Source organism: Acinetobacter halobius, assembly GCF_044130335.1.
Lineage (GTDB): Bacteria > Pseudomonadota > Gammaproteobacteria > Pseudomonadales > Moraxellaceae > Acinetobacter.
Map to the genome: position 1 here is coordinate 1 of NZ_JBIQOD010000024.1, position 23,201 is coordinate 23,201.

Annotated in this window: 19 protein-coding genes; 9 read left to right on the forward strand and 10 right to left on the reverse strand. The window is 40.9% G+C overall.

Annotated elements, in window-relative coordinates; translation table 11 throughout:
• Positions 1-50: 50 nt before the first annotated feature.
• The gene (gene omp38, locus ACE01U_RS15500; protein ID WP_086208831.1) at positions 51-1,058 is read right to left on the reverse strand and encodes an outer membrane protein Omp38; all 1,008 of its coding nucleotides are present in this window, start codon (positions 1,056-1,058) and stop codon (positions 51-53) included.
• Positions 1,059-1,432: 374 nt separating this feature from the next.
• Here omp38 and ACE01U_RS15505 point away from each other — a divergent pair, with 374 nt between their 5' ends.
• The 3 genes from ACE01U_RS15505 (at position 1,433) to ACE01U_RS15515 (ending at position 3,867) form a co-directional block, all read left to right on the forward strand.
• A complete protein-coding gene (locus tag ACE01U_RS15505) occupies positions 1,433-1,957 on the forward strand; it encodes a GspH/FimT family pseudopilin (protein ID WP_086208832.1) in 525 nt (174 codons plus the stop codon).
• Between the two features lie 101 nt (positions 1,958-2,058).
• Entirely contained in the window at positions 2,059-3,234 is a 1,176-nt protein-coding gene (locus ACE01U_RS15510) for a thiolase family protein (RefSeq protein ID WP_119063710.1), read from the forward strand.
• Between the two features lie 183 nt (positions 3,235-3,417).
• Positions 3,418-3,867 carry a VOC family protein gene (locus tag ACE01U_RS15515; RefSeq protein ID WP_110973888.1) on the forward strand — a complete coding sequence of 150 codons (450 nt, stop codon included), beginning with the start codon at positions 3,418-3,420 and terminating at the stop codon, positions 3,865-3,867.
• Between the two features lie 55 nt (positions 3,868-3,922).
• On the opposite strand, the gene ACE01U_RS15520 is transcribed toward ACE01U_RS15515, so the two are convergent.
• The 7 genes from ACE01U_RS15520 to ACE01U_RS15550 form a co-directional block, all read right to left on the reverse strand.
• On the reverse strand, positions 3,923-5,392 hold the full coding sequence (locus ACE01U_RS15520; RefSeq protein ID WP_395579883.1) for a hypothetical protein: 1,470 nt from the start codon (positions 5,390-5,392) through the stop codon (positions 3,923-3,925).
• Between the two features lie 9 nt (positions 5,393-5,401).
• Complete coding sequence (locus ACE01U_RS15525; protein WP_087528269.1) at positions 5,402-5,755, reverse strand: DMT family transporter; 354 nt, start codon at positions 5,753-5,755, stop codon at positions 5,402-5,404.
• A 105-nt stretch (positions 5,756-5,860) separates the two neighbouring features.
• Positions 5,861-6,346 (reverse strand): DUF934 domain-containing protein, encoded by a 486-nt coding sequence (locus ACE01U_RS15530; RefSeq protein WP_395579884.1) that lies wholly within the window; start codon positions 6,344-6,346, stop codon positions 5,861-5,863.
• Positions 6,339-7,982: a nitrite/sulfite reductase gene (locus ACE01U_RS15535; RefSeq protein WP_395579885.1), complete on the reverse strand. Its 1,644-nt coding sequence runs from the start codon at positions 7,980-7,982 to the stop codon at positions 6,339-6,341. The genes ACE01U_RS15530 and ACE01U_RS15535 overlap by 8 nt, the downstream gene beginning before the upstream one ends.
• A gap of 380 nt (positions 7,983-8,362) precedes the next feature.
• Positions 8,363-10,765 (reverse strand): glucose/quinate/shikimate family membrane-bound PQQ-dependent dehydrogenase, encoded by a 2,403-nt coding sequence (locus ACE01U_RS15540; protein ID WP_151707140.1) that lies wholly within the window; start codon positions 10,763-10,765, stop codon positions 8,363-8,365.
• A gap of 183 nt (positions 10,766-10,948) precedes the next feature.
• A complete protein-coding gene (locus ACE01U_RS15545) occupies positions 10,949-12,226 on the reverse strand; it encodes a carbohydrate porin (protein ID WP_395579886.1) in 1,278 nt (425 codons plus the stop codon).
• Between the two features lie 121 nt (positions 12,227-12,347).
• Entirely contained in the window at positions 12,348-13,466 is a 1,119-nt protein-coding gene (locus ACE01U_RS15550; RefSeq protein WP_086208840.1) for a CaiB/BaiF CoA transferase family protein, read from the reverse strand.
• 211 nt (positions 13,467-13,677) lie between these two features.
• Here ACE01U_RS15550 and ACE01U_RS15555 point away from each other — a divergent pair, with 211 nt between their 5' ends.
• From ACE01U_RS15555 to ACE01U_RS15570, 4 genes are all read left to right on the forward strand, one after another.
• Positions 13,678-14,688, forward strand: coding sequence for an AraC family transcriptional regulator (locus tag ACE01U_RS15555; RefSeq protein WP_086208841.1), 1,011 nt, complete (start codon positions 13,678-13,680; stop codon positions 14,686-14,688).
• A gap of 188 nt (positions 14,689-14,876) precedes the next feature.
• Complete coding sequence (locus ACE01U_RS15560) at positions 14,877-16,082, forward strand: acetyl-CoA C-acetyltransferase (RefSeq protein WP_395579887.1); 1,206 nt, start codon at positions 14,877-14,879, stop codon at positions 16,080-16,082.
• Positions 16,083-16,442: 360 nt separating this feature from the next.
• Positions 16,443-18,587 (forward strand): 3-hydroxyacyl-CoA dehydrogenase NAD-binding domain-containing protein, encoded by a 2,145-nt coding sequence (locus ACE01U_RS15565; protein WP_395579888.1) that lies wholly within the window; start codon positions 16,443-16,445, stop codon positions 18,585-18,587.
• A gap of 187 nt (positions 18,588-18,774) precedes the next feature.
• Positions 18,775-19,116: a hypothetical protein gene (locus ACE01U_RS15570; protein ID WP_086208844.1), complete on the forward strand. Its 342-nt coding sequence runs from the start codon at positions 18,775-18,777 to the stop codon at positions 19,114-19,116.
• 30 nt (positions 19,117-19,146) lie between these two features.
• Here the strand turns inward: ACE01U_RS15570 and ACE01U_RS15575 are convergent, their stop codons facing one another.
• The gene (locus ACE01U_RS15575; RefSeq protein WP_395579889.1) at positions 19,147-19,581 is read right to left on the reverse strand and encodes a GNAT family N-acetyltransferase; all 435 of its coding nucleotides are present in this window, start codon (positions 19,579-19,581) and stop codon (positions 19,147-19,149) included.
• Between the two features lie 59 nt (positions 19,582-19,640).
• Entirely contained in the window at positions 19,641-20,855 is a 1,215-nt protein-coding gene (locus ACE01U_RS15580) for a class I SAM-dependent methyltransferase (RefSeq protein WP_395579890.1), read from the reverse strand.
• 109 nt (positions 20,856-20,964) lie between these two features.
• On the opposite strand from ACE01U_RS15580, the gene trhA reads away from it, so the two are divergent.
• A complete protein-coding gene (gene trhA, locus ACE01U_RS15585) occupies positions 20,965-21,606 on the forward strand; it encodes a PAQR family membrane homeostasis protein TrhA (protein ID WP_086208847.1) in 642 nt (213 codons plus the stop codon).
• A 145-nt stretch (positions 21,607-21,751) separates the two neighbouring features.
• Positions 21,752-23,068, forward strand: coding sequence for an MFS transporter (locus ACE01U_RS15590; protein WP_110973896.1), 1,317 nt, complete (start codon positions 21,752-21,754; stop codon positions 23,066-23,068).
• Positions 23,069-23,201 lie beyond the last annotated feature (133 nt).

Consider the following 23,201-nt stretch of genomic DNA (forward strand, 5'->3'; position numbering starts at 1 on the left):
AAAAAAAACACGACTCCGAAGAGTCGTTTTTTTATTAGTTAAGACTCAAATTATTGAGCTTGAACTGTACGGCTGCCAGAAATTGTCGCGAATACACGACGGTTCATAGCACGGCCTTCTTTAGTATTGTTGTCAGCAATCGGTTGGTCCCAAGCGAAACCTTGAGTAGACAAACGAGCTGGGTCAACGTTGTATTCGTTTACTAGAGACGATTTAACAGAGTTAGCACGAGCTAAAGATAAACGTTCGTTCAATGCACGTGGACCAGTGTTGTCTGTGTGACCTTCGATGCGAGCAGTAGCGTTTGGATATTCAACTAACTTCTCAGCAACTTTAGCGATTTCTGGTTTGTATTGGTCTTTGATGTTTGATTTGTTTGTATCAAAGAACACACGAAGTTCCATGTTAAGGTCTTCAGTTAACTCTTGTGGTTCAACTGGAGCAACAGGCTCAACTGGAGCAACTTCTACTACAGGAGCAGCAGGCTTCAAGTGACCACCAAGAACTACGTTAAGACCAGCAAGTGCTGTGTAGTTCCAGAAATCTTCATCAATGTTGTAAGTAGCACGAGCTTCAGTACGTAGAGATAAAGCGTCGTTTAAGCGCCAGAAAGCACCAAGACCAGCATTACCTAAAGTACCTTCTTCGTCTTTAGCAATACCATCGATGTCATATTTATAGTGACCAGCACCTAAAAGTACATACGGCTTAATTTTGCTGTCGTAGTTTTTAGTAATCAAATCAGAAGTAGCATAGAAGTTACCATTGATTTGAGTTTGCTTGTATTCAGCGCCAGCAGCTAAACCGTCTACATCACCTTTAACTTGGTTGTATTCAGCTTCGAAACCTAACCATGGAGTCAATTCAACGCCTAGAGCAGCACCAACGAATAAATCGTCTTGAAGTTCAGGACCTGAAGTTAAGTGGTCAACTCCGTTGTTGTGCTGACTGTCTTGGAAAGTGTAACCAAGCATTAATGGAGTAACAGTTACGCCCGCGTTTGCAGCAGCTAAAGGAGCAGCTACGAGCATTGCTAATGCAATACGACTCATTTTCATGGATTTATCCTCCAGAGATAACAATTGTTTTTCAAGCTAAGCTTAAAATTATTTAACCATTCTGAGATAGGTTTTTTTATACCCCAGTTTTATTTTTAAGCTATTCGCAATGAATCATACAAACACTTTATTTTTTTTCCAAGTGCTTGATAACTTTAATCAAGTAAATTATTGACAAAATTACTTACAATTTCCGTTGTAATTCGGTAATTTTTTACTCAATTTTTAGTTGCGAATCGCTTATTTTCACTTGTCATACATTTTAACAGCTTTTTGAACAAGTTGAGTACTACTAATTATGTATAAAATTTGTTTGATAAACAAAGCTTTAATAAATAAAAAATAATCTTAAAATAAAAAATACGGATAAATACATGTTTTATATCAATAAAAAAGGGATAACTTTGTTTGAACTTGTGATTACCATCACTATTCTTGCCATCATTTGCACACTCGCCCTGCCATATTTTCATCAACACATGGCCTCTCAAGAGCGAAGCAAGACGCTGAATATATTAAGAAATAGTATTCAGGCTGCCAAGAATATAGCCAACTTACAACATCAAAATATCACCATTTGTCCAAGTCAAGACCTCGTTCAATGCCAGAATCATCAATGGAACACAGGCTTTATTGTATTTATCGATAATAATAAAAACCGACGAGTAGATCCCACCGAAACCATTATTCGGACAGAACAGCAACAGCTCAAATATGGCAATCTTGATTGGCGAGGCACACTCAACCTTCCATCCTTAAGCTTTAAAGCTGAAAATGGTCTCCCTCTCGGCTCAAATGGAACTTTTTATTATTGCTCTTTGCAAAGCTCAGATCATTTTAAACTAGTCATGAGCAAAATGGGACAGCTCCGAGCCGAACCACTCAATACCTGTAACTAGACCCATGAGTCCATAATCACGTTTTCAGCTTTTCACTCTAAAAAATTTGCATATACTGCTTAAGTTTCCAACAAAACAGATAAGTGATTTCGGAGAAGAAAATGACAGACATCGTGATTGTAAATGGTGCACGTACCGCAATGGGTGGTTTTCAAGGCAGTTTAGCAAGCGTAACTGCGCCTGAACTCGGTGCTGTGACCATCAAAGAAGCGATTGCTCGAGCAGGCTTACAAGCAAACGATGTAGAAGAAGTCATTATGGGCTGTGTTCTACCTGCCGGTTTAAAGCAAGGTCCAGCACGCCAAGCTATGCGCCAAGCTGGTTTACCTGATTCAACAGGTGCCGTAACCATTAATAAGCTCTGTGGTTCTGGTATGAAAGCAGTTATGCAAGCGGCGGACATGATCAAAGCTGGTTCTGCAAATATTGTTGTTGCAGGTGGCATGGAGTCGATGACAAATGCACCTTATATTTTAACCAAAGCGCGTGCGGGCTACCGTATGGGACATGGCGATGTCAAAGACCACATGTTCCTTGATGGTTTAGAAGATGCTGAAACAGGCCGTTTGATGGGTTCTTTTGCACAAGATATGGCCAATACTCGTGGCTATACGCGTGAGCAAATGGATGCCTTCGCGATTCGCTCTTTAGAGCGCGCACAAACAGCAGTCAACGAAGGTTACTTTGCCGATGAAATTGTGCCTGTGACTGTAGCAACCCGTAAAGGGGATGTTGTCATTGATAAAGATGAACAACCGTTCAATGCCAACATTGCAAAAATTCCAAGCCTTCGCCCTGCTTTTGCTAAAGACGGCACCATCACTGCGGCAAATGCAAGTTCAATCTCGGATGGTGCATCAGCATTGGTTTTAACTTCAGCAGAAAATGCATCGAACAAAGGTTTAGCCCCATTAGCTAAAATTGTGGCTTATGCTTCGAATTCACAACATCCATCAGAGTTTACCATTGCACCCGTTGGTGCAATTGAAAAAGTATTGAAAAAAACGGGGTGGGATGCACAAGAGGTCGACCTTTGGGAAATCAATGAAGCTTTTGCAATGGTGACCATGTGTCCAATAGATGACTTCAAGCTTGATCCTGCAAAAGTGAACATCAATGGTGGAGCTTGCGCACTGGGTCATCCTGTCGGTTCAACAGGCTCACGTATTATCCTCACTTTAATTCATGCACTTAAACGCACAGGTGGTCAAAAAGGGATTGCAGCACTATGCATCGGCGGCGGTGAAGCGACTGCTGTCGCGATTGAATTACTTTAAGATGCAAGCAACCTTCTTTTATTGACATATTTTATACAATAAAAGATTGGATGATTAGCTGATATAAAAGCGATATTTATGAGAATCCCTCGACTTCGGGGGATTTTCTATTACAAGATTCTATTACGGTCGATCTCAACGACTTGTTAAAATAACGACGAAAAAAACAATAAGGATAAGACAATGCAACTGAATCACTACCTCAACTTTGACGGTCAAACCGAAGCCGCTTTTAATTTTTACAAATCTGTCTTTGGTGGAGAGTTTGCAACCTTCATGCGTTATGGAGATTTACCTTCAGATGAAAGTTCAGTCACCCTTTCCGAAGCTGAGCAACAAAAAATCATGCATGTTTCATTACCGATTAACGAAACAACAGTGCTTATGGCATCCGACACGAATGATCAGTTTTGTGCTCAAAGCAATACTGTATTTACAGTAGGTAATAACCATTATATTTCGATCAATTTGGAAGCCCATGAGCAAGCCGATGCAAAACGTTTATTTGATGCACTTTCAATCAATGGAAAAATAGAGATGCCTCTAGAGAAAACCTTTTGGGGTGCACTCTATGGCGCATTTACTGATCAGTTTGGAATTAAATGGATGGTGAATTGCCAACTAGATGGATAATTGCATATTTGTAATAATGCAATCTCAAATTGATATTGCATTATTATTTCTCTATTTATATGTTTTCTAATATTTTACGAACTCCAATATCTTCAAAAATCTCAGGGTATTGTTTCATAAAAGTTGGTAAATGTTGTTTCACTTCATTTTTCTGAAGTACAGTCCATCTCGGTGGATAGGTTTCATAACTAAGAAATTGTAGACGACACCGTAAATGATAGTAAAAGCTCTGCTGATCTTTCTCAGTTTCTATAAATTTTTGCTGCGTAACAAACCAATAAAGCTGATCCCATAAACTATAACCTTGCGTTAAGTCTAATTTTTGCTGAAATGACAAACTTCCTTCGACTAAGCATAAATACTGTTTTAATTCATCTAAAGTAGGCTGGGTATCACAATATCCTTTTGCTTTAATAAATTGAGATGGTGACACTATTTGTTGAGTAGAATGAAAATATTCTAAATATTGATTTAGTTTGATATTTTTTTGTTTCAATGCAAATAAGACCAATGCATTTGCAACTTTTTGAGATTCCATTTTTTCAATAATATGAAAAAAATGAGGTAAATCACCTTTCCATAGAATCCATTGAAAAGCTCTAATTTTCAGCTGTTGTCGGTTTAAACTATCAATAGAATATTGAGTAAAATATTCTTTAAAATCAAATTGACATTGCCTTAAAGCAAAATATGCATAATCCATTATAGATAAATAATGACTGTGCCAAAGCTTAATTAAATCATCCGTTGTTAAAACACCTCTATGATACAAGACATCAAATAAACGATACTGCACATCTCGAAATTTTGAAGTCTGGAGTTCAACCCAAAGTTCCTGATTTGATTGAGTTTCAATAATAAAATCAAGCCAAAATTTACGGACTATTTGGTCTTTCGCAACTTTGCATAATTCAATCAAGTAATCCTGTTCAACCCATTGGTATTTTTTGATATAAACCAACAAAATACGAGGAAGTTCTCCTTGTAATGAAATCAAGGTGTCTTGCAAATAACTTTTATTATTAGCAACCTCTTTCAATAATAATTCTTCAACTTCAGTAACAACGCGTATTCGTTTTTGTATCGCCGCAATATCTAAAAAATAATCAACACAAAGCCGACTAAATTCAGACCTTTCACTCCACCGTTGCAAGTGTGCAGCTGCCAACTTTTGGTTAATTGGAACATAGTCACTTAACCGAAATAATAAAGCTGGAAAAAGTGCAGTCTCATAACAGTCTTGCAGTTGTTCTAATGTACTCTGACGTATATACCCATCATAACTTCTAAGCTGCCAAAGCAATTCATCTAAAGAACTTTCTTCAAGATTTTCATTTTTTATTTTTGGCATAATTACATAAGAAGATTGTTCTTCTAAACATTCAACGGACTGCTTTTCAAATACATTAGATGCATTTATATGTTGCTCAGACAAACCAAAGAGCTTTTTTAAAAAGTTTAACATTTTATTTTTTAATGAAAGAATTTTATTTTTATAACAAATTATGAAATAGCTGTCATTCACTGTCGATTATCAAACATCAATATTGGAAAATTGCGCAATAATAGTGAGCCCAACAGTAATAAAACCGATACCAAGCCATCCTGCTAGATCTATGTTTTGTCCTAAAAATGTCTTGGCCAGTAGTGCAGTGGCGATGACACCAATACCAGACCACAGCACATATAAAATGCCTGCTTGCATAAATTTTAAAGCATAGGCAGCGCATGCAAAAGAAATCATGTACAGCACTAGTGCAATGCCTTGATCCAATTTATTGACCAAGCCATTGCCTTTTGCAGAGTAAAAAGTCGAAAGCACATCTGTAGCAATAGCGATGAGTAGCCAAATAACACCAGGATTAATCTTTGCAAAGAGTGCCATCATGTCAAATTTTCCTGCTTTTTTTCTTCAATTTGTTCATCAAAAATGCTGCGTATAAATACAAAAAAGCTGGACTAAAGTCCAGCTTTTCAATGCTTGCCTAAAAATTTAAGCGCCTGTTTGATAACTGGCTTGAGCAACGGCTGTTGATGCTTGATACGGATTTCTAAAATCATTTAAACCCGCTGCTGCTTCAAGAATGTCTTTGCCTTCTTTAACAACAAAGGTATCAAAGCCTGAACGTTTCATGTAGTTCAAGACATCTTTAAACACATCACCTGTTGCGCGTAGTTCGCCTTGGAAACCTTGACGGCGTAATAGCGCTGCAAATGAATAGCCACGACCATCGTTAAAACCAGAAAAATCAATAAATATGGCATCTAGCTGATCTAAAGGGAACTCATGCGTTTCAGGTGAAGCATCGACTGTCACCAGTAGTGCTTTTTTACCCGAAACTTGAGCCAATTGATCTAACTGCTCAACCGTTAAAACCACATCACCTTGTGGTAAAACACCATCTTCACCAATCACTTGGTAAGTGTTGTCGGCAATCGTGCCATCTTTAGAGAGGACTTGTAGTGCTGTATTAAGCATATGCACGCTCCTTAAAGGGTTGGATGCCCACACGGCGATAAGTTTCAATGAATTCTTCACCCTCATTTCGAAGGTCAAGATAGGTATTTAAAATTTCTTCAACGATGTCTGGTACCACGTCAGCTGCAAATGATGGGCCTAAGATGTCACCAATTGAAGCATCATGGTCTGCATTACCACCCAAAGTGATTTGGTAGAACTCAGCACCTTTTTTGTCTACACCTAAAATACCAATGTTGCCCACATGGTGATGACCACATGCATTCATACAACCTGAAATATTCAGATCCAGTTTGCCAAGGTTATAAATGGTATCTAAGTCATCAAAACGTCGTGAAATCGCTTCTGAAATAGGAATTGATTTTGCATTTGCCAATGAACAGAAGTCACCGCCTGGGCAGCAGATAATATCTGTTAAGAAACCAATGTGTGCACGTGCTAGATTGTTTTTCTCAAGAATAGTCCAAAGCTCAAACAAATCTTTCTGAGGCACATCGACCAAAGAAATATTTTGCTCATGCGTGGTCCGCAATTCACCAAAGGTGTATTTGTCTGCAAGATCTGCAATCAAATTCATTTCTTCCGTGGTCACGTCACCCGGTGCAATACCCGTACGTTTCAACGAAATCGTTACAATACGATAGCCCTTCACTTTATGTGCATTGGTATTGATATTGAACCACTGTTTGAATTTTGGATGCGCAGCAAACTGTTCAGAAAAATCTTCATCGGCATAATCTTGATAATCAAACGGTATAAATTCTTCGTCTAATTTCTGCAAAATTTCAGGCTGAATCTTTAAAGTTTTAATGGTATGCGCAAACTCAGCTTCAACTTTTTCAGCAAAGACTTGAGGCGTTAACGCTTTCACCAAAATTTTAATACGTGCTTTGTATTTGTTATCACGGCGACCGTGTAAGTTATAAACACGTAGTACGGCTTCTAAATAAGCAATCAGGTCTTCACGTGGCAAGAAATCACGAATGAAACTACCAATTACAGGGGTACGACCTAAGCCACCACCAACTTTAATTTTATAGCCGATCTCACCCGCTGCATTTTTAACGATATACACCCCAATATCATGGAATGAGGTCGCTGCACGATCGGTTTCTTCAAGTGCTGATACAGCAATCTTGAACTTACGTGGCAAGAAAGCAAATTCTGGGTGGAAGGTTGACCATTGACGGATCAATTCACAGGTAGGACGTGGGTCAGCTACTTCACCAGCAACCACACCTGCATATTGGTCTGTAGTCGTGTTACGAATACAGTTACCCGAAGTTTGGATCGCATGCATTTGTACCGAAGCAAGCTCTTGAAGCATGTCTGGAACATTTTCTAGCGCAGGCCAGTTAAACTGAATATTCTGACGGGTTGAAACGTGTGCATAACCACGGTCAAACTCAGTTGCAAGTTCTGCAACTTTGCGCAATTGCGTTGAGTTCATTAAGCCATAAGGCACAGCAATACGTAACATTGGCGCATAGCGTTGTACATAGAGACCGTTTTGAAGACGTAATGGGCGGTACTCATCTTCAGTGAGTTTTCCAGCTAAATAACGTTCCGTTTGGTCACGGAACTGTGCAACACGTTCATTGATCAGTTGCTGATCGAAATCAGTATATAAATACATGGCGTACAGCTAGTAGTTTCATTATAACGGCTGACAGCATAACGAGATTTAAACTATCAACAAAATGCGTTTTTTACATATTTCATAGCTGTTTTATTGATAAGGATAAGTAGATGTGCTGTTTGTCCCTAATCCTAAAGGTTTTTTCTGATTAAAGTATTTTTTATTAGATACTTATACATTATTCAGCTAACCTCATTCAGGCTATCATATACACGCTAGCCCATCCATTGCTACTGCGTAAATTTTAAACCCGGCTTTCTGGGCAGATCTCAATTTTTCTATTTCTTCCTCGTTCTTACTTTGCCCTTTTCAACTGACTGCACATAAAAATAGCCTGACGAATCAGGCTATTTGAAAGTTTAAATGACTACAGCAAATTATTTTGCATCTGGTAAGGCATACGCCACCAAAGCATCTCCCATCTTGGTGCCAAATGAACCATGACCACCCGCCATAATGACCACATACTGTTTGCCATTGGCTTCATAGGTCATTGGTGTGGCTTGACCACCCGCTGGTAAACGACCTTTCCAAAGTTCATCACCATTGGTCACGTTGATGGCACGGATATAATTATCCTGCGTACCACCGACAAACATCACATTACCCGCAGTTGAGATTGAACCACCAAGCATAGGCACGCCCATTTTAAATGGTGGCAATTGAATCCCTGGTAAGCTGTCGCGGATCGTACCAATACGACGTTTCCATGCAACTTCATGAGTATTTAAATCCACACCTGCCACAAAGCCCCAAGCAGGCTGTTTACATGGTAAGCCAAATGGAGACAAGAACGCACTGATCTCTACACCATAAGGCACACCATACATCGGTTGTACACCCGCTTCAGTGCCTGCACCTTTGGCTGTTTTCGGACGGTTTGGATCGGCTGGAATAAGCTTAGACACAAACGGCAAACCGATTGGGTTCATCACCGCAATTTGGCGGTCAGGGTTAACAGACATACCGCCCCATTCGAATACACCCAAGTTGCCTGGGAAAACCAAAGTTCCGTTTTCTGAAGGTGGGGTATAAATACCGTCATAGTTCAGTTTGTGGAAAGACACACGGCACATCAACTGGTCAAACATGGTTGCGCCCCACATTTGCTTATCCGTCAATTTCTCTTTTGGTGCAAGATCAAAATCAGAGAAAGGTTGTGTCGCAGAATAACGCTCACCTTTGGTTTGTGGCCCACGTTTCACTGTTTGTGGTACAGGTTTTTCCGTAATTGGAACAATGGCTGCACCAGTACGACGGTCTAGAACAAAGGCATTACCTGTTTTCGTTAACACGTAAATGGCAGGAACCATTTTCCCCGATTTGTCTTTGATGTCCGTCAATGTCGGCTGTGATGGTACATCCATATCCCACAAATCATGATGCGTGGTTTGGAAATTCCACACCAACTTACCTGTTGAGGCATTCAGTGCCAGCATTGAGTTGGCATAACGCTCATGTAATTCGGTACGGTTACCACCCCAAATATCTGGCGTACCTACACCCGTTGGAATGTAAACGATATCCAAAGCTGCATCATAAGCTAATGGTGCCCATGCATTCGGTGAGTTTTGAACATACTTTTGACCCGGAGCTGGAATCGCGTTCGGATCTTCGGCACCTGTATCAAACACCCACAACAATGCACCCGTATTCACATCATAACCACGAATCACACCTGAAGGTTCTTCAGTTGAATAGTTATCTGTGGTTGAACCCGCAATAATAATCGTCGTGCCTGTGACCACAGGTGGTGAAGTTGGGATATAACCGCCCGGATAAGGGAATGGCATATCTTTTTGTAAGTCGACTTCACCATTTTTACCAAAGTCCGTACAACGCTCACCAGTATCAGCATTGATGGCAACCAAACGACCATCATTCACCGGCAAGATCACTTTACGTGGGCACAACTCAGACGATGACTTTTTATGTTGCAAGCTGGCTTCAAAACCAACTGTATTGTTCGCATCATAATAAGACACGCCACGACAGGTTAAATGTTGGAAAGTATTGTCCGATTTCAACTTCGGATCAAAAGTCCATTTCGCCTTACCTGTAGCTGGGTCGAGGGCAACCAGTTTTTGGTGCGTGGTACAGATATACATATTGTCCCCAACTTTAATTGGGGTGACTTGATTGGTGGTTTCACCAGAGTCATTTTCTGTTTTAAAGTCACCTGTGTTATAGGTCCAAGCCACTTTTAAATCTTTAACATTCTCAGAGTTAATTTGCGTTAAAGGAGAATAACGCAAACCAGACTGAGTACGGCCATAAGCAGGCCAGTCGCCATCCGCAACACCTGGAATGGACTGTGCGGTTGCAGGTTGCTTGCTGCTCAGTTCACCTCGAATTTCTTGAGGATCATTAAATACAGCATAGATCATCACTGCAATGGTAATTGCCAATGAACCTGTTAAAGCAATTTTTGCACCTTTAGCGTTATCAAAGCCACGTGTGACCGCTGGAATGAGTAACCATAATCCAAATAAACCAAGGATATCTAGACGTGGCGCCAAGGCAAAGAAGTCAGAACCCACTTCCCAAAGGCCCCACACCACTGTACCCAAGACCAACAAGGCATAAACGATTAATGCCGTACTTTTTAATTTTTGCAGTAGTACTGCAGTCGCGATGAAGAGTAAACCCGCAATGATGTAGTACCAAGACCCACCAAGCACTGCAAGATAAATCCCTCCTATCAGCAGGACTAAACCAAAGATCACAGCAATCACAGCTGTAAAAGTTTTAAGTCCTGAACCTGAAGACGGAGTACTCATATTGACCACCTTTTTCTTAGATTCTGTTAAAAGCTCATATCATTTCAACATTGATATAAGCACCTAGACAGTTTTTAGATTTTAAGTATCTGTCCAAACGACTTATTTCAAACAGTTTTATGCTTTGAATAACCATAAACGTATTTATCAACCTTGTTGGACAAATACTTATAGATCTAGAAACTAAAATGCCGTCTGGAATTTAATTCCGCCGACCCATGCATTTTCACCATTTTTATACGCGCCTACATGGCGGATATATTGGATATTGGGACGAATGGTTAACCAGTTGGCTGCATGAATACCGTAGTAAATCTCGGCATCATATTCTTCACTTTGTAAGCCACGGGCATCAACGCTGTTATTGGCAATATTCGCCTCATTCACGTCATCATTGATGCTAATACGCCCCAAGCCAATCGCAATTTCATCTTGTGGACGTGCATCGAAAGCGCCTTTATAGACCAAACCTATGTTCTGCATGTCGCGAACCGTATTGGTGTCTGAGTCATGTAGCGTGAGATTTACAAAGCCTGTTAAACCACGTGCAGCATCACCGTGATGTGCTGTGAGTTGCTGCTTGGCAACCACCCAGCCCCCTTGTTTATGTGAAGTTTGCTGCGGGTTTTGAATATTTGTGGCATCTGCTGAACTATAGTAATAACCCGCACGATATTCACCGGGTAACTTATTTATACCTACAGCAGGTTGCCACACCACTTCAGCAGGAAGAATCGCGCCATGCGAACCATCAGTACTTAAGTTCCAGCCTTTGCCACGCTCTAAGTTTTCAGGGTTATATTCATATACCCCAACTTGTGCATATAGCTCAGGACGGATATTGTATTTAACCCGCGCAGCCCACTGACTGACAGGCCAGTTGTACCATTGGTCACCGACCCAGTTACCAACTTGAGAGCCACACAGTGCAAGATTCTGGAAATCACAATCGAAACTGTTGAAGTCTTCACCTTCACCAAAACGACCGACTTTGATGTCCAACTTTTGATCCATGAACTTTTTCTTAATCCACAAATCCGTTAAACGCCACGTTTGTCCACGTCCCCACACTTCTTGAGTAGAACTTAAATGTCCATCTAAAGCATCGGAAGTTTGAGAAAGTGAACGTCCATTACGCTCAGTAATGGTGATTTGAGCCTCAGTATCCTGCCAACCCAAAATTTTGTCTAAATCGAAGTGCGTACCAAATGCAAACTGGTCTGCATATTCAGTACCATGATTTGAAGAACGTGAAGCATCGAGTAAAGTTGCCATCTCACCCGTATAACCAAAGCTAAAATCGTAGCCTTTTTCTTGCAATGCGGTGCGTTGACCATTCCAATCACCGAGCATCCAAGGGCTTTGTACCTCGAATGCATTTGCAGCATATACAGTTTGCAGGCAACAGCTGAGTGTTAATAAACTCACCGTTAAACACCAACTTCTATTACATTTATTCATAATTGGTGACCTTTCTTACAATTTTACAACCAATTGATATGATACTTGCTATTTGTATAAAGACCCATTGTTTTTGTTAGATTATTGTTTTAAAACTGGTTAAATTATCGCTATATGATATTTACAAAGAGTCAAAACCCAAAGATTTCCCTATAAATTCATACCTTATTTTTGAACGTGAAAACTTGATTGGACAAGCTAATTGTTGTTCGCTTTTTGTACTCCCCTCTTCTAAAGGCACAGCAACAATCCATTTTCGGTCTCTTGCCAGTTGCGAATCAAGTGCTTCATCCAGCTTCAATACAGGCTCAACACAGACATCCCGTGACTGAAAAATTGCGTTCCATACAGCAAAATCTTGGGTTTTAATCTTGGCTTTTATCGCTTGTTTCACCACCTGACGGTCGTCAGTTGCCAGTGAGGCGCCTTTTTCAGCCACAATCGGCAACTCTAAAATTTCTGCCAGTCCGTGTAAAAACTGTGGCTCTAAACTCCCAATCGACAAATAGCGGCCATCTTGCGTTTCATAATAGTCATAAAAAGTCGCACCATTGAGATAGCTTTGCTCCGGCCCTTGCTTTTCCTGTCCTGCTAAGCTCGCCGCTGCAGCCATGCTACTGAGCCCCACCACACAGTCAGTCATAGAGATATCAATATACTGCCCTATGCCACTACGCTGCCTTTCGATCACAGCTGCGAGTATTCCTATCACGCTATGTAATGACCCGCCTGCAATATCCGCAATTTGAATTCCCAAAGGAGGAGGACCACTGTGCTGTCGGCCGCTATGTCCTGCGATCCCAGACAAAGCCACATAGTTGATATCGTGCCCTGCTTTATTTTGATATAAACCTGTTTGCCCATAACCCGTAATGGAACAATAGATCAAGCGCGGATTAATTTCAGATAAAGTTTGATAGTCAAGTCCCAGTCTTTGCATTACCCCCGGGCGGAATTGCTCAATCACAATGTCATAGTCTGAAATTTTCGACTTGATCAGTTCAATATTGGCAGGATCTTTTAAATCCAGTGCTACAGAATGCTTATTTCGGTTGAGATAACTGTGTGCTGTGGCCTGTCCATTGGCATAAGGTGGCATTAAACGGATCAGATCAGGTCGAGTTGGAGACTCGATGTGGATCACTTCTGCACCTAAGTCTGCCAAATACATTGTTGCAAACGGTCCCGGTAAAAGTGTAGAAAAATCGAGAACTTTCAATCCTTTCAATGCCATATCCATGCTACTTTTTACTCTTTTTATGTTGATTTTTTAGCTATTTTAGAAATATAAAAGCAACAAAACAATGTCATGTTCAGCCATTTACCTTGATCATTTCGGCAATTTAACATGTAAAAAGGCAAAAAACTTTAGTGTAAATTGCCTAAACTTATTTTTTTAGCGTCATTTAGGTCAAACGCAAGTGAATATAAAAGAGACTGAAGGATTAAATATGAGCCGTGATACCATTAGTATCCATTTCGTCAATGCGGCTTTAACTGGCGTAAAACGTCTCGGCATGGATGTCGAAACATTACTTTCTCACGTTGGCATTGAGGCAGAACTGCTGCGTCAGCCTAAAGCCCGTATTTCTCCAGAACAATATACTCGCTTCGTTAAAATGTTATGGATGGTCACCCAAGACGAACATGTTGGTTTTGACAAACAACCACGTCGTCTAGGTACATTTGCCATCATGTGCCAGTTGATTATTCATGCCAAGACCTTAGGGGATGCTTTAGAACTGTCTTCACAGTTTTATAAGCTCTTTGGTGATGAATGGTCTGTGACATTAGAGCGCGACAAGCACGAAGCGCGTCTCGTTCCCCAGATTCCAAAATCAATGGACCCAGATCACTTTATCACTGAAAGTATGTTGATGATTTGGCATGGTCTTGCTTCTTGGTTGATTGAACGTCGTTTACCACTTGAACGTGTACATTTTGGCTATGAACGTCCTGCACATGCAGATGAATATGATGCCTTATTCTTCGCACCTGTGATGCAGTTCGATATGCCGCGTACAGAAATCACTTTTGCCGCAGATTATTTGGACTTACCAATTCGTCAGAATGAAGAAACGTTAGAAGAGTTCTTAAAAGCCGCTCCTGCACAGTTGTTAGTGAAATTTAAAAACACCAACTCCCTCACTTCACGTATTCGTGATGTGTTGAAAAGTCAAATTGGTGAGGAAATGCCAACCCTGAACGATGTGGCTTCCATGTTGTATTTATCTCCTCAAACGTTGCGTCGTCGCTTAGCCGCTGAAGGTAAAAGTTACCAAGGCGTGAAAGATGCATTACGTCGTGATGCCGCGATTCACCTGCTGTTAAATCCGGGTTTGACGTTGGAAGATGTGGCACAACAAGTGGGCTTTAGTGAAACCAGCACCTTCCACCGTGCCTTTAAAAAATGGACAGGCGTCACACCTGGTTTATATCGCCAACTACACGGTTATCACTAATTTTTTAGTTTGACGACGGTTCGGCACATTGCTAAACCCAAGATTTCGATCTTGGGTTTTTTTATGCCCTAAACTCAGGCTATTGGCAAAAATCTTCATCTAGCCTGACCCGTTCTAGTCATTGCATCACGGCGATTAATTTGTACACTCAAGGACATAACAACTTAAAAGTGATAAAAGGAACAGCTATGAGCGAGGCTTATATCATTGATGCCATTCGCACACCACGCGGAAAGGGAAAGAAAGATGGTTCATTGTATGAAGTGAAACCTATTACGTTGCTGACCACATTATTGAATGAACTCAAAGATCGTCATCATTTAGATACGTCTAAAGTCGATGACATAGTCTTGGGTTGTGTCACACCAATAGCTGATCAAGGCGGTGATATTGCGAAAACTGCGGCAATTGCAGCAGGTTGGGACAATGATGTTGCGGGTGTACAAATCAATCGCTTTTGTGCGTCAGGTTTAGAAGCAGTCAATATGGCGGCTCAAAAAGTACGTTCAGGTTGGGAGGATGTGGTTGTTGCTGGTGGCGTAGAGTCGATGTCACGTATCCCAATGGGTTCCGATGGTGGGCCATGGGCATTAGACCCTGAAACCAATTTAAAATCACATTTTGTTCCGCAAGGGATTGGTGCTGATTTAATTGCAACATTGGATGGTTATACGCGTTCAGATGTTGATCGTTTTGCAGCAAATTCTCAGCGTAAAGCGGCGGCGGCGCAAGCTGCAGGTTATTTTAATCAATCAGTCGTCGCCATCAAAGATAAAGCAGGCGTGATCATTTTAGACCAAGATGAATTTATTAAACCAACCACAACAGCAGAAGGTTTAGCAAAGCTCAATCCAAGTTTTGAAATGATGGGAGCAATGGGGTTTGATGCGATTGCATTACAACAATATCCAGAAGCGCAAAAAATTAACCATGTGCATCATGCAGGAAATTCATCGGGTATTGTCGATGGTGCAGCACTTGTATTGCTTGCTTCCGAGAAAGCGGTCAAAGAACAAGGTTTAAAACCACGTGCCAAAGTATTGGCGACAGCATTGGTCGGTTCGGATCCAACCATTATGCTGACAGGGCCTGCACCTGCTGCTCGTAAAGCATTGGCAAAAACAGGCTTAACGGTTGACGATATTGATCTATTTGAAGTCAATGAAGCTTTTGCATCTGTAGTGATGCGTTTTATGACGGAATTAAAAGTGCCTGCTGAGAAGGTTAATGTAAATGGTGGCGCAATTGCGATGGGGCATCCATTGGGTGCGACGGGTGCGATGATTCTCGGAACGTTACTGGATGAATTAGAGCGTCAAGGTAAAAAGCGTGGTTTGGCAACATTATGTGTAGGTGGTGGCATGGGTATTGCGACCATTATTGAGTTGGTATAACCACCTAAACCTTATTGAGCATTTGATACACAAATAAGTCATACGCAACCTGAGCAAGCCAAAGCGGCTAAAGCTTTGGTGTAGCGCAAGACAAACAAAGTGCGTAGTTCATGCTCAAGCATAGCTTTCGCCTTGAGGTACGGCAAAGATTATTAATTTTTGCCGTACCTCAGGTTTTGCGTATGACAATGGTTTTGCCTACTTTTGCCGAATGAGAAACAACGTTTCGCAAGGTAGGTCGAACCGAAGGTTAAACCCGAAATTAAAATAAATTTGGAATGACTCTGTGATGCTACAAAATTATACAACTACGCAGACGCATACATTTCAAATTCAAAAAATCATTTGGATAAAAATTTTATGAGCGCAATTCAATATCTAAAAAATGACGATGGCATTATTATTCTGACTTTAGATTCCCCGAATCAATCAGCAAATACTATGAATGCGGATTTCCGTGTAGCTTTAGAAAATATTGTTTCTAAACTGAAATCTGAAACGTCAATTACTGGGATTATTTTCCGTTCAGCGAAGAAAACTTTCTTTGCAGGCGGTGATTTAGATGAATTGATTCAAGCACAACTTGAAGATGCTACGCCTTTTTTTGAAATGGTTCAGAAAATGAAAACCGAGTTTCGTTATATCGAAACTTTAGGTGTACCTGTTGTAGCAGCATTGAATGGTACGGCTTTGGGTGGCGGTTGGGAAATTGCTTTAGGCTGTCATGCACGTATCGCATTGAATGATCCTAAAACAAAATTCGGTTTGCCAGAAGTGACTTTAGGCCTACTGCCGGGTGGTGGTGGTATCGTGCGTATGGTACGCCTTTTAGGTTTACAAAATGCTTTTCCTTTTTTAATGGAAGGTAAGCAGTTTGGTGTGGATAAAGCGAAATCATTAGGTTTAATCCAAGACACGGCGGAAACACCTGAAGAATTGATGGATAAAGCGATTGCTTGGGTGAAAGCACATCCCCCATCCACAAAAGCATCACAACAGCCTTTTGATGTGAAAGGTTATAAAATTCCGGGTGGTGATCCTAAAACACCTGCGGTTGCGCAAATGCTGGCGATTGCTCCAGCAATGTTACGTGATAAAACCAAAGGATGTTATCCAGCACCTGAAGCCATTATGGCGGCTGCGGTTGAAGGTGCACAGGTGGATGTGGATACTGCACTGACCATTGAATCTCGTTATTTTACCTATCTGGCGACAGGTCAAATTTCAAAAAATATGATCGGTACTTTTTGGCATGGGCTGAATGCTATTAAAGCAGGTGCAAGTCGCCCTAAAGATATTCTGAAATGGCAAGCAACAAAAGTGGGTGTGCTTGGTGCAGGGATGATGGGAGCGGGCATTGCTTACTCGACAGCAATTAAAGGTGTTGCTGTGGTATTGAAAGATACCTCTATTGAAAATGCAGAAAAAGGTAAAGCCTATAGCCAAAAACTGCTAGATAAAAAAGTATCACAAGGACGTATGACGGCTGAAAAGCGTGATCAGGTTTTAAGCTTGATTACTGCAACGGCATCTGCGGAAGATTTAAAAGGCTGTGATTTAATGATTGAAGCAGTATTTGAAAATCAAGAACTCAAAGCCAAAGTCACTCAAGAAGCTGAGACTTTCCTTGTGGATGGTGGTGTGATGGCTTCAAATACCTCGACATTACCGATTACAGGTTTGGCAAAAGCTTCAAAAGATCAGGCAAATTTTATTGGCCTACATTTCTTTAGTCCAGTTGATAAAATGCAATTGGTTGAAATCATTAAAGGCAAAAATACCTCTGCTGAAACTTTGGCAAAAGCCTATGACTATGTACAGCAAATTGGTAAAACCCCGATCGTTGTGAATGACAGCCGTGGTTTCTTCACCAGTCGCGTATTTGGTACTTTTGTTCAGGAAGGTTTACGTTTACTGCATGAGGGTGTACATCCAGCTCGTATAGAAATGGCGGCACTCAAAGCAGGCATGCCCGTTGGCCCACTAGCCATTCAAGATGAAGTTGCATTAACCCTTTCTGAACATGTTGCCAATGAAACGCGTAAGGCGCTTCAGGCCGAGGGTAAAGATTTACCACGCTCAGGTGCAGATGATGTGATTCAAACCATGATTCATCAATTCAATCGTAAAGGTAAAGCCGCAGGTGCAGGTTTTTATGATTACCCAGAAGGTGGGAAGAAACAGCTTTGGGAGGGTTTGAACCACTGGAAAAAAGAGATTGATATTTCTGAACAAGAAATGATAGACCGTTTCCTGTTTGTACAATCGCTAGATACGTTACGTTGTTATGAAGAAAATGTCCTTGAGTCTGTAATTGATGCCAATATCGGTTCGATCTTTGGGATTGGCTTTGCGCCGTGGACAGGGGGAGCAATTCAGTTTTTAAATCAATATGGTTTAGAGCAAGCTCTGCAACGTGCCAATCAGCTTGAAGCGAAATACGGTGAGCGTTTTAAAGCACCGCAATTACTCATTCAATCATTGCCATCTGGGCAAATCCATTAAAATGCTGACTTAAAAATCTGGGATCCATAGATCCCTTTTTTTATTCTCTTGGAGAAACCAATTAAAATACTGATTCATCTTTTAATTTTGACCTATCTTAGTGCATTATTTTCGCGCCCGAACTCACTTTTTGTGTTATAAAGTTACATCGTTTTAGATTTATTATTATTCAATTGGGCTGTTGCACATGACTGACAATACTTCTCCTGAAAAATCACCATGGGGTTGGAAAGCACTGATCATTGCTTTCATTTTAAGCGGATTTTTCTTAGGTTTCTTCTACCTTGCAGTAACCAATGAACCTGACTATATGCCAAGTCAGCAAGCTAAACAGAACACTCAACAACATGCTTTTAAAAATGCACCAGCTATGTCTGAAGAGTCAATGGCAAAAGCGCAGGCTGATAAAGTAGCGCGTGAAACAAGCAATCAAGCTGCTTCTGAAAATATAACCGAACATGCAACGGCTGAAGAACATAGTATGAGTGCCGATGAACATGCGCAGATGTCTTCTGAACATAGTCACTAATCTACGTTAAAAAGAAAAAGCCCTGATTCATCAGGGCTTTTTCATAGACGATAAACGCATATCAATATGTGGAATACCACAGTCTAAATACACCTCACCCTCTTGTACAAAACCCAAAGCCTGATAAAACGCTTGTGCATGTACTTGAGAAGACAACACTAAAAATGGACGCTGTTGCTGTTGGGCGTATGCGATCACAGCCTGCATCAAAACCTGACCTATACCCAAACCTCGATGCGACTTTAAAACAGCAACACGACCAATACTATGATTCTGTAATAGCCTTGCCGTGGCGATAGCTTGATCTTGTTCATAGACGACAAAATGAACTGCAATTTCATCTTGCTCATCCCACTCATCTTCAGCAGCAATGTTTTGCTCTTGAATAAAGACCTGCTCACGAATCATTTTCGCAGCCTGTTGTCGCTCAACCCACGTTCCATGCACGATGTTTAGGCTTAGCATTTCATTTTCCTTAAAAACAACATGAATATGTATCATCCGATTCAACGACTATGGCTAAATCAACACTTACACCCTACACCTTGCTGATCCCATTGATCATTCAACAACAGTTCCAGTGAATGCTTTTGAATGCCATACATCTCTTTCAAAGCTTGAATTTGTGCCAAGACAGCAACATCGGGCGCTTGATAATCCCTACGCTTGGTTGCCAAAATCATTTTATTCTTGCTGGTATGCTCAAGTGCTACAAACTCAAACACTTTGGTTTCATAGCCATAGGCTTTGAGTAATAAGGCACGAATAGTATCGGTCAGCATTTCAGCTTGCTGACCTGCATGAATGCCAAATTGCAACATGGGTTGTAATACAAGCGGAGCTTTCAACTGTGGACGTAATTCTTTATGACAACACGGCGCGCACATGATCATTTCAGCATTTAAACGAATACCCGTATGAATCGCAAAGTCAGTCGCGACATCGCACGCATGCAGCGCAATCATCACATCGAGACGTTCAGGTTGGTACGTCCGAACATCACCCTGAAAAAAATCAAGTTGCTGAAAATCCGACTTGTGTGCAACCTCCTGACAGAATTCCACCATCTTGCTGTTGAGCTCAACCCCAGTCACAAAAGGATTCAGATCTTGCTTTAGCAAATAATCATACAAAGCAAAAGTTAAGTAGCCTTTTCCCGAGCCAAAATCGACCACACGTAGTTGTTCAGGCAGTTGAATATGACTTAAAGCTCCTGAGAAAATTTCAACAAATTTATTAATCTGTTTCCACTTACGCGCCATACTGGGAACGATGTGCGCTTTTGCATCGGTAATACCAAGTGGCTGTAAGAAATAACTGTCTTGATCGACAAAACGCTGCTTGATTCGATCATGCCCTTGCTGCTCTGCTACTTTAGCCTGCGTTTTATTTTTACTTTGGGTCAGCATGGCTTTCTTCTTGTTCTTTTTCAGTTGAAACTCTTGTTCAGTCGTCATCAAATTGGCTTGTTTACACTGTGCCAAAAGTTCAGTCACCGTTTCAAGTGCCAGATCTAAGGAATAGTTTTTAGTGACATCTTGAGTTTTATAACGATATAAACAACTCAATACTGACTGACCTTGCACAGTCACTACCCGAAATGTCATTTTTTCTAATTGTTGCATTTCCCCCTGATACTGGCTCAAAATCATCCGATCAAAACATTGAGATTCAAGCGCTTGCTGAAAGGCTTGCAGGAATTGCTGCTCTTGTACAGAGGAAGACACCGAAGTGGTCATAATAGAAACCAGAAAAAGAATTGCGATTAAATTTTAAAGCGTCTTACGCTAAATGCAAATTTGAATTACGATACAGTTGTATATTTTATAAAAACAAGCACGATTGCCTATGAACGCTCATCCAGTTGCAAACTACGATCCTGTCGAAGAACGAATCAATTTCATTAGCCATGCTATTGGTGCAGCTCTTGCACTCATAGCAGGAATATTATTGATTATCAAAGGGTCTTACTTAGAAACAGCGCAATGGATCGGGCTGTGGGTCTATGCTTTGAGCCTATTTTTATTGTTCGCAGCATCAAGCTTATATCATTTTGCCGAATCACCTGAGCGTCGAGGCTGGTATAAAAAATTAGATCACACTGCCATTTATTATCTAATTGCGGGCACCTACACCCCATTTTTGTCTATCGCACTACCCACACAAAAAGCACATTACCTGCTCATTGCACTTTGGGTGATTGCACTCATTGGCACACTATTCAAGTTAGTTTTCATCCATCGCTTTGAAAAAATCTCACTGATTGCCTATCTACTTATGGGATGGATGGCTGTGTTGGTTATGGATGATATGCAACGCTTTTTATCTAAACAAGCACTCACTTTTTTAATCATTGGTGGACTTTCCTACACCATCGGTGCATTGTTTTATGCGCTAAAAAAGGTAAGATACACTCACGCTATCTGGCATATTTTTGTATTGATCGGTGCAGGATCACATTTCTTGTCTATCTATCTTTACGTGATATAACCCGCACCTACTACATTTTTTAGCAACCCTAATCCCGTAGTTTGTCCGCAGGGTTTTCGTATTTTTTTAAGAAATTACGCCTTTTTTAAAAAGATTACGCTTTTAAAACTAAGTCTCATTATTTTTAGTAAGTGTAAGGTCTACCATGGCGTCATTAAATACTGCTGTTGCAGAACAACAGCAGCCTGTAAACTCAAAATTTCGCGTACTTACAGCCAGTCTCGTAGGTACCACAATCGAATTCTTCGATTTTTATATTTATGCGACTGCTGCAGTCATCATTTTTCCATATTTGTTCTTTCCAGCAAGTACCGACCCGATGACCGCTACAATTCAGTCATTAGCAACCTTTGCGATTGCCTTTATTGCACGCCCGATTGGTGCTGCACTGTTTGGACATTTAGGTGATCGTATTGGTCGAAAAGCCACCTTAGTTGCCGCATTGCTAACCATGGGGCTTTCAACCGTATGTATTGGCTTGCTACCAACCTATGCACAAATTGGAATTGTTGCACCATTACTGCTTGCACTCTGTCGTTTAGGTCAAGGCCTCGGCTTAGGTGGTGAATGGTCAGGTGCGGTCTTGCTTGCCACAGAAAATGCACCTGAAGGTAAACGTGCTTGGTATGGTATGTTTCCACAGTTAGGTGCACCGATTGGCTTTATCTTGGCAACGGGTTCATTCTTGACACTCGGTCATTTCATGTCTGAAGAAACATTCATGACATGGGGTTGGCGTATTCCATTTATATCAAGTGCGCTACTGGTGATTGTAGGACTGTGGATTCGTTTACAACTCCATGAAACTCCTGCGTTCCAGAAAGTTTTAGACAAGCAAAAAGAAGTTAATATTCCATTTAAAGAAGTAATCACCAAACACTGGGGTATGCTGATTTTAGGCACTATTGCTGCCATCTGTACCTTTGTTGTGTTCTACCTCACGACGGTCTTTGCTTTACAGTGGGGCACCAAACAACTGGGTTACACTCGTGAACAGTTCTTACAACTTCAATTGGTCGCAACACTCTGCTTTGCTGCGTTCATCCCTTTATCTGCAGTATTTGCAGAAAAGTTTGGTCGTAAAACAACGTCTATTGCTGTATGTATTGCTGCGGCACTGTTTGGTTTAGTGTTTTCCAGCATGTTGGAATCAGGCAATACTTTTGTTGTATTCTTATTCCTATGTATTGGTTTATCTATCATGGGTTTAACCTATGGGCCAATTGGTACCGTGCTCTCTGAAATTTTTCCAATATCGGTTCGCTATACAGGTTCAGCACTGACCTTTAACCTTGCTGGCATCTTTGGTGCTTCATTTGCGCCATTAATTGCAACAAAACTTGCAACCACTTATGGCCTACATGCTGTAGGTTACTACCTCACAGCTGCATCCCTTCTGTCTTTATGTGCATTCTTAATGATCCGTGAGACCAAGAATGATGATGTAAACAATCAAATTTGACCCTAAGTTTGATATTTGAAACCAGCACAATGATGCTGGTTTTTTTATACCAATGCTTTAACAAACGCTACAAAAACCACCTTTAAAATTGCGCATATAACTTCAAAAATAAAGGTGAATACTGATGAATAGG

Coding starts and splice junctions, on each gene's coding strand:
- ACE01U_RS15575 (WP_395579889.1), bottom strand. CDS start 19,581: ATGCTAAGCCTAAACATCGTGCATGGAACGTGGGTTGAGCGACAACAG.
- ACE01U_RS15555 (WP_086208841.1), top strand. CDS start 13,678: ATGAGCCGTGATACCATTAGTATCCATTTCGTCAATGCGGCTTTAACT.
- ACE01U_RS15510 (WP_119063710.1), top strand. CDS start 2,059: ATGACAGACATCGTGATTGTAAATGGTGCACGTACCGCAATGGGTGGT.
- ACE01U_RS15530 (WP_395579884.1), bottom strand. CDS start 6,346: ATGCTTAATACAGCACTACAAGTCCTCTCTAAAGATGGCACGATTGCC.
- ACE01U_RS15560 (WP_395579887.1), top strand. CDS start 14,877: ATGAGCGAGGCTTATATCATTGATGCCATTCGCACACCACGCGGAAAG.
- ACE01U_RS15545 (WP_395579886.1), bottom strand. CDS start 12,226: ATGAATAAATGTAATAGAAGTTGGTGTTTAACGGTGAGTTTATTAACA.
- ACE01U_RS15540 (WP_151707140.1), bottom strand. CDS start 10,765: ATGAGTACTCCGTCTTCAGGTTCAGGACTTAAAACTTTTACAGCTGTG.
- omp38 (WP_086208831.1), bottom strand. CDS start 1,058: ATGAAAATGAGTCGTATTGCATTAGCAATGCTCGTAGCTGCTCCTTTA.
- ACE01U_RS15515 (WP_110973888.1), top strand. CDS start 3,418: ATGCAACTGAATCACTACCTCAACTTTGACGGTCAAACCGAAGCCGCT.
- ACE01U_RS15550 (WP_086208840.1), bottom strand. CDS start 13,466: ATGGATATGGCATTGAAAGGATTGAAAGTTCTCGATTTTTCTACACTT.
- ACE01U_RS15505 (WP_086208832.1), top strand. CDS start 1,433: ATGTTTTATATCAATAAAAAAGGGATAACTTTGTTTGAACTTGTGATT.
- ACE01U_RS15590 (WP_110973896.1), top strand. CDS start 21,752: ATGGCGTCATTAAATACTGCTGTTGCAGAACAACAGCAGCCTGTAAAC.
- ACE01U_RS15525 (WP_087528269.1), bottom strand. CDS start 5,755: ATGATGGCACTCTTTGCAAAGATTAATCCTGGTGTTATTTGGCTACTC.
- trhA (WP_086208847.1), top strand. CDS start 20,965: ATGAACGCTCATCCAGTTGCAAACTACGATCCTGTCGAAGAACGAATC.
- ACE01U_RS15565 (WP_395579888.1), top strand. CDS start 16,443: ATGAGCGCAATTCAATATCTAAAAAATGACGATGGCATTATTATTCTG.
- ACE01U_RS15580 (WP_395579890.1), bottom strand. CDS start 20,855: ATGACCACTTCGGTGTCTTCCTCTGTACAAGAGCAGCAATTCCTGCAA.
- ACE01U_RS15570 (WP_086208844.1), top strand. CDS start 18,775: ATGACTGACAATACTTCTCCTGAAAAATCACCATGGGGTTGGAAAGCA.
- ACE01U_RS15535 (WP_395579885.1), bottom strand. CDS start 7,982: ATGTATTTATATACTGATTTCGATCAGCAACTGATCAATGAACGTGTT.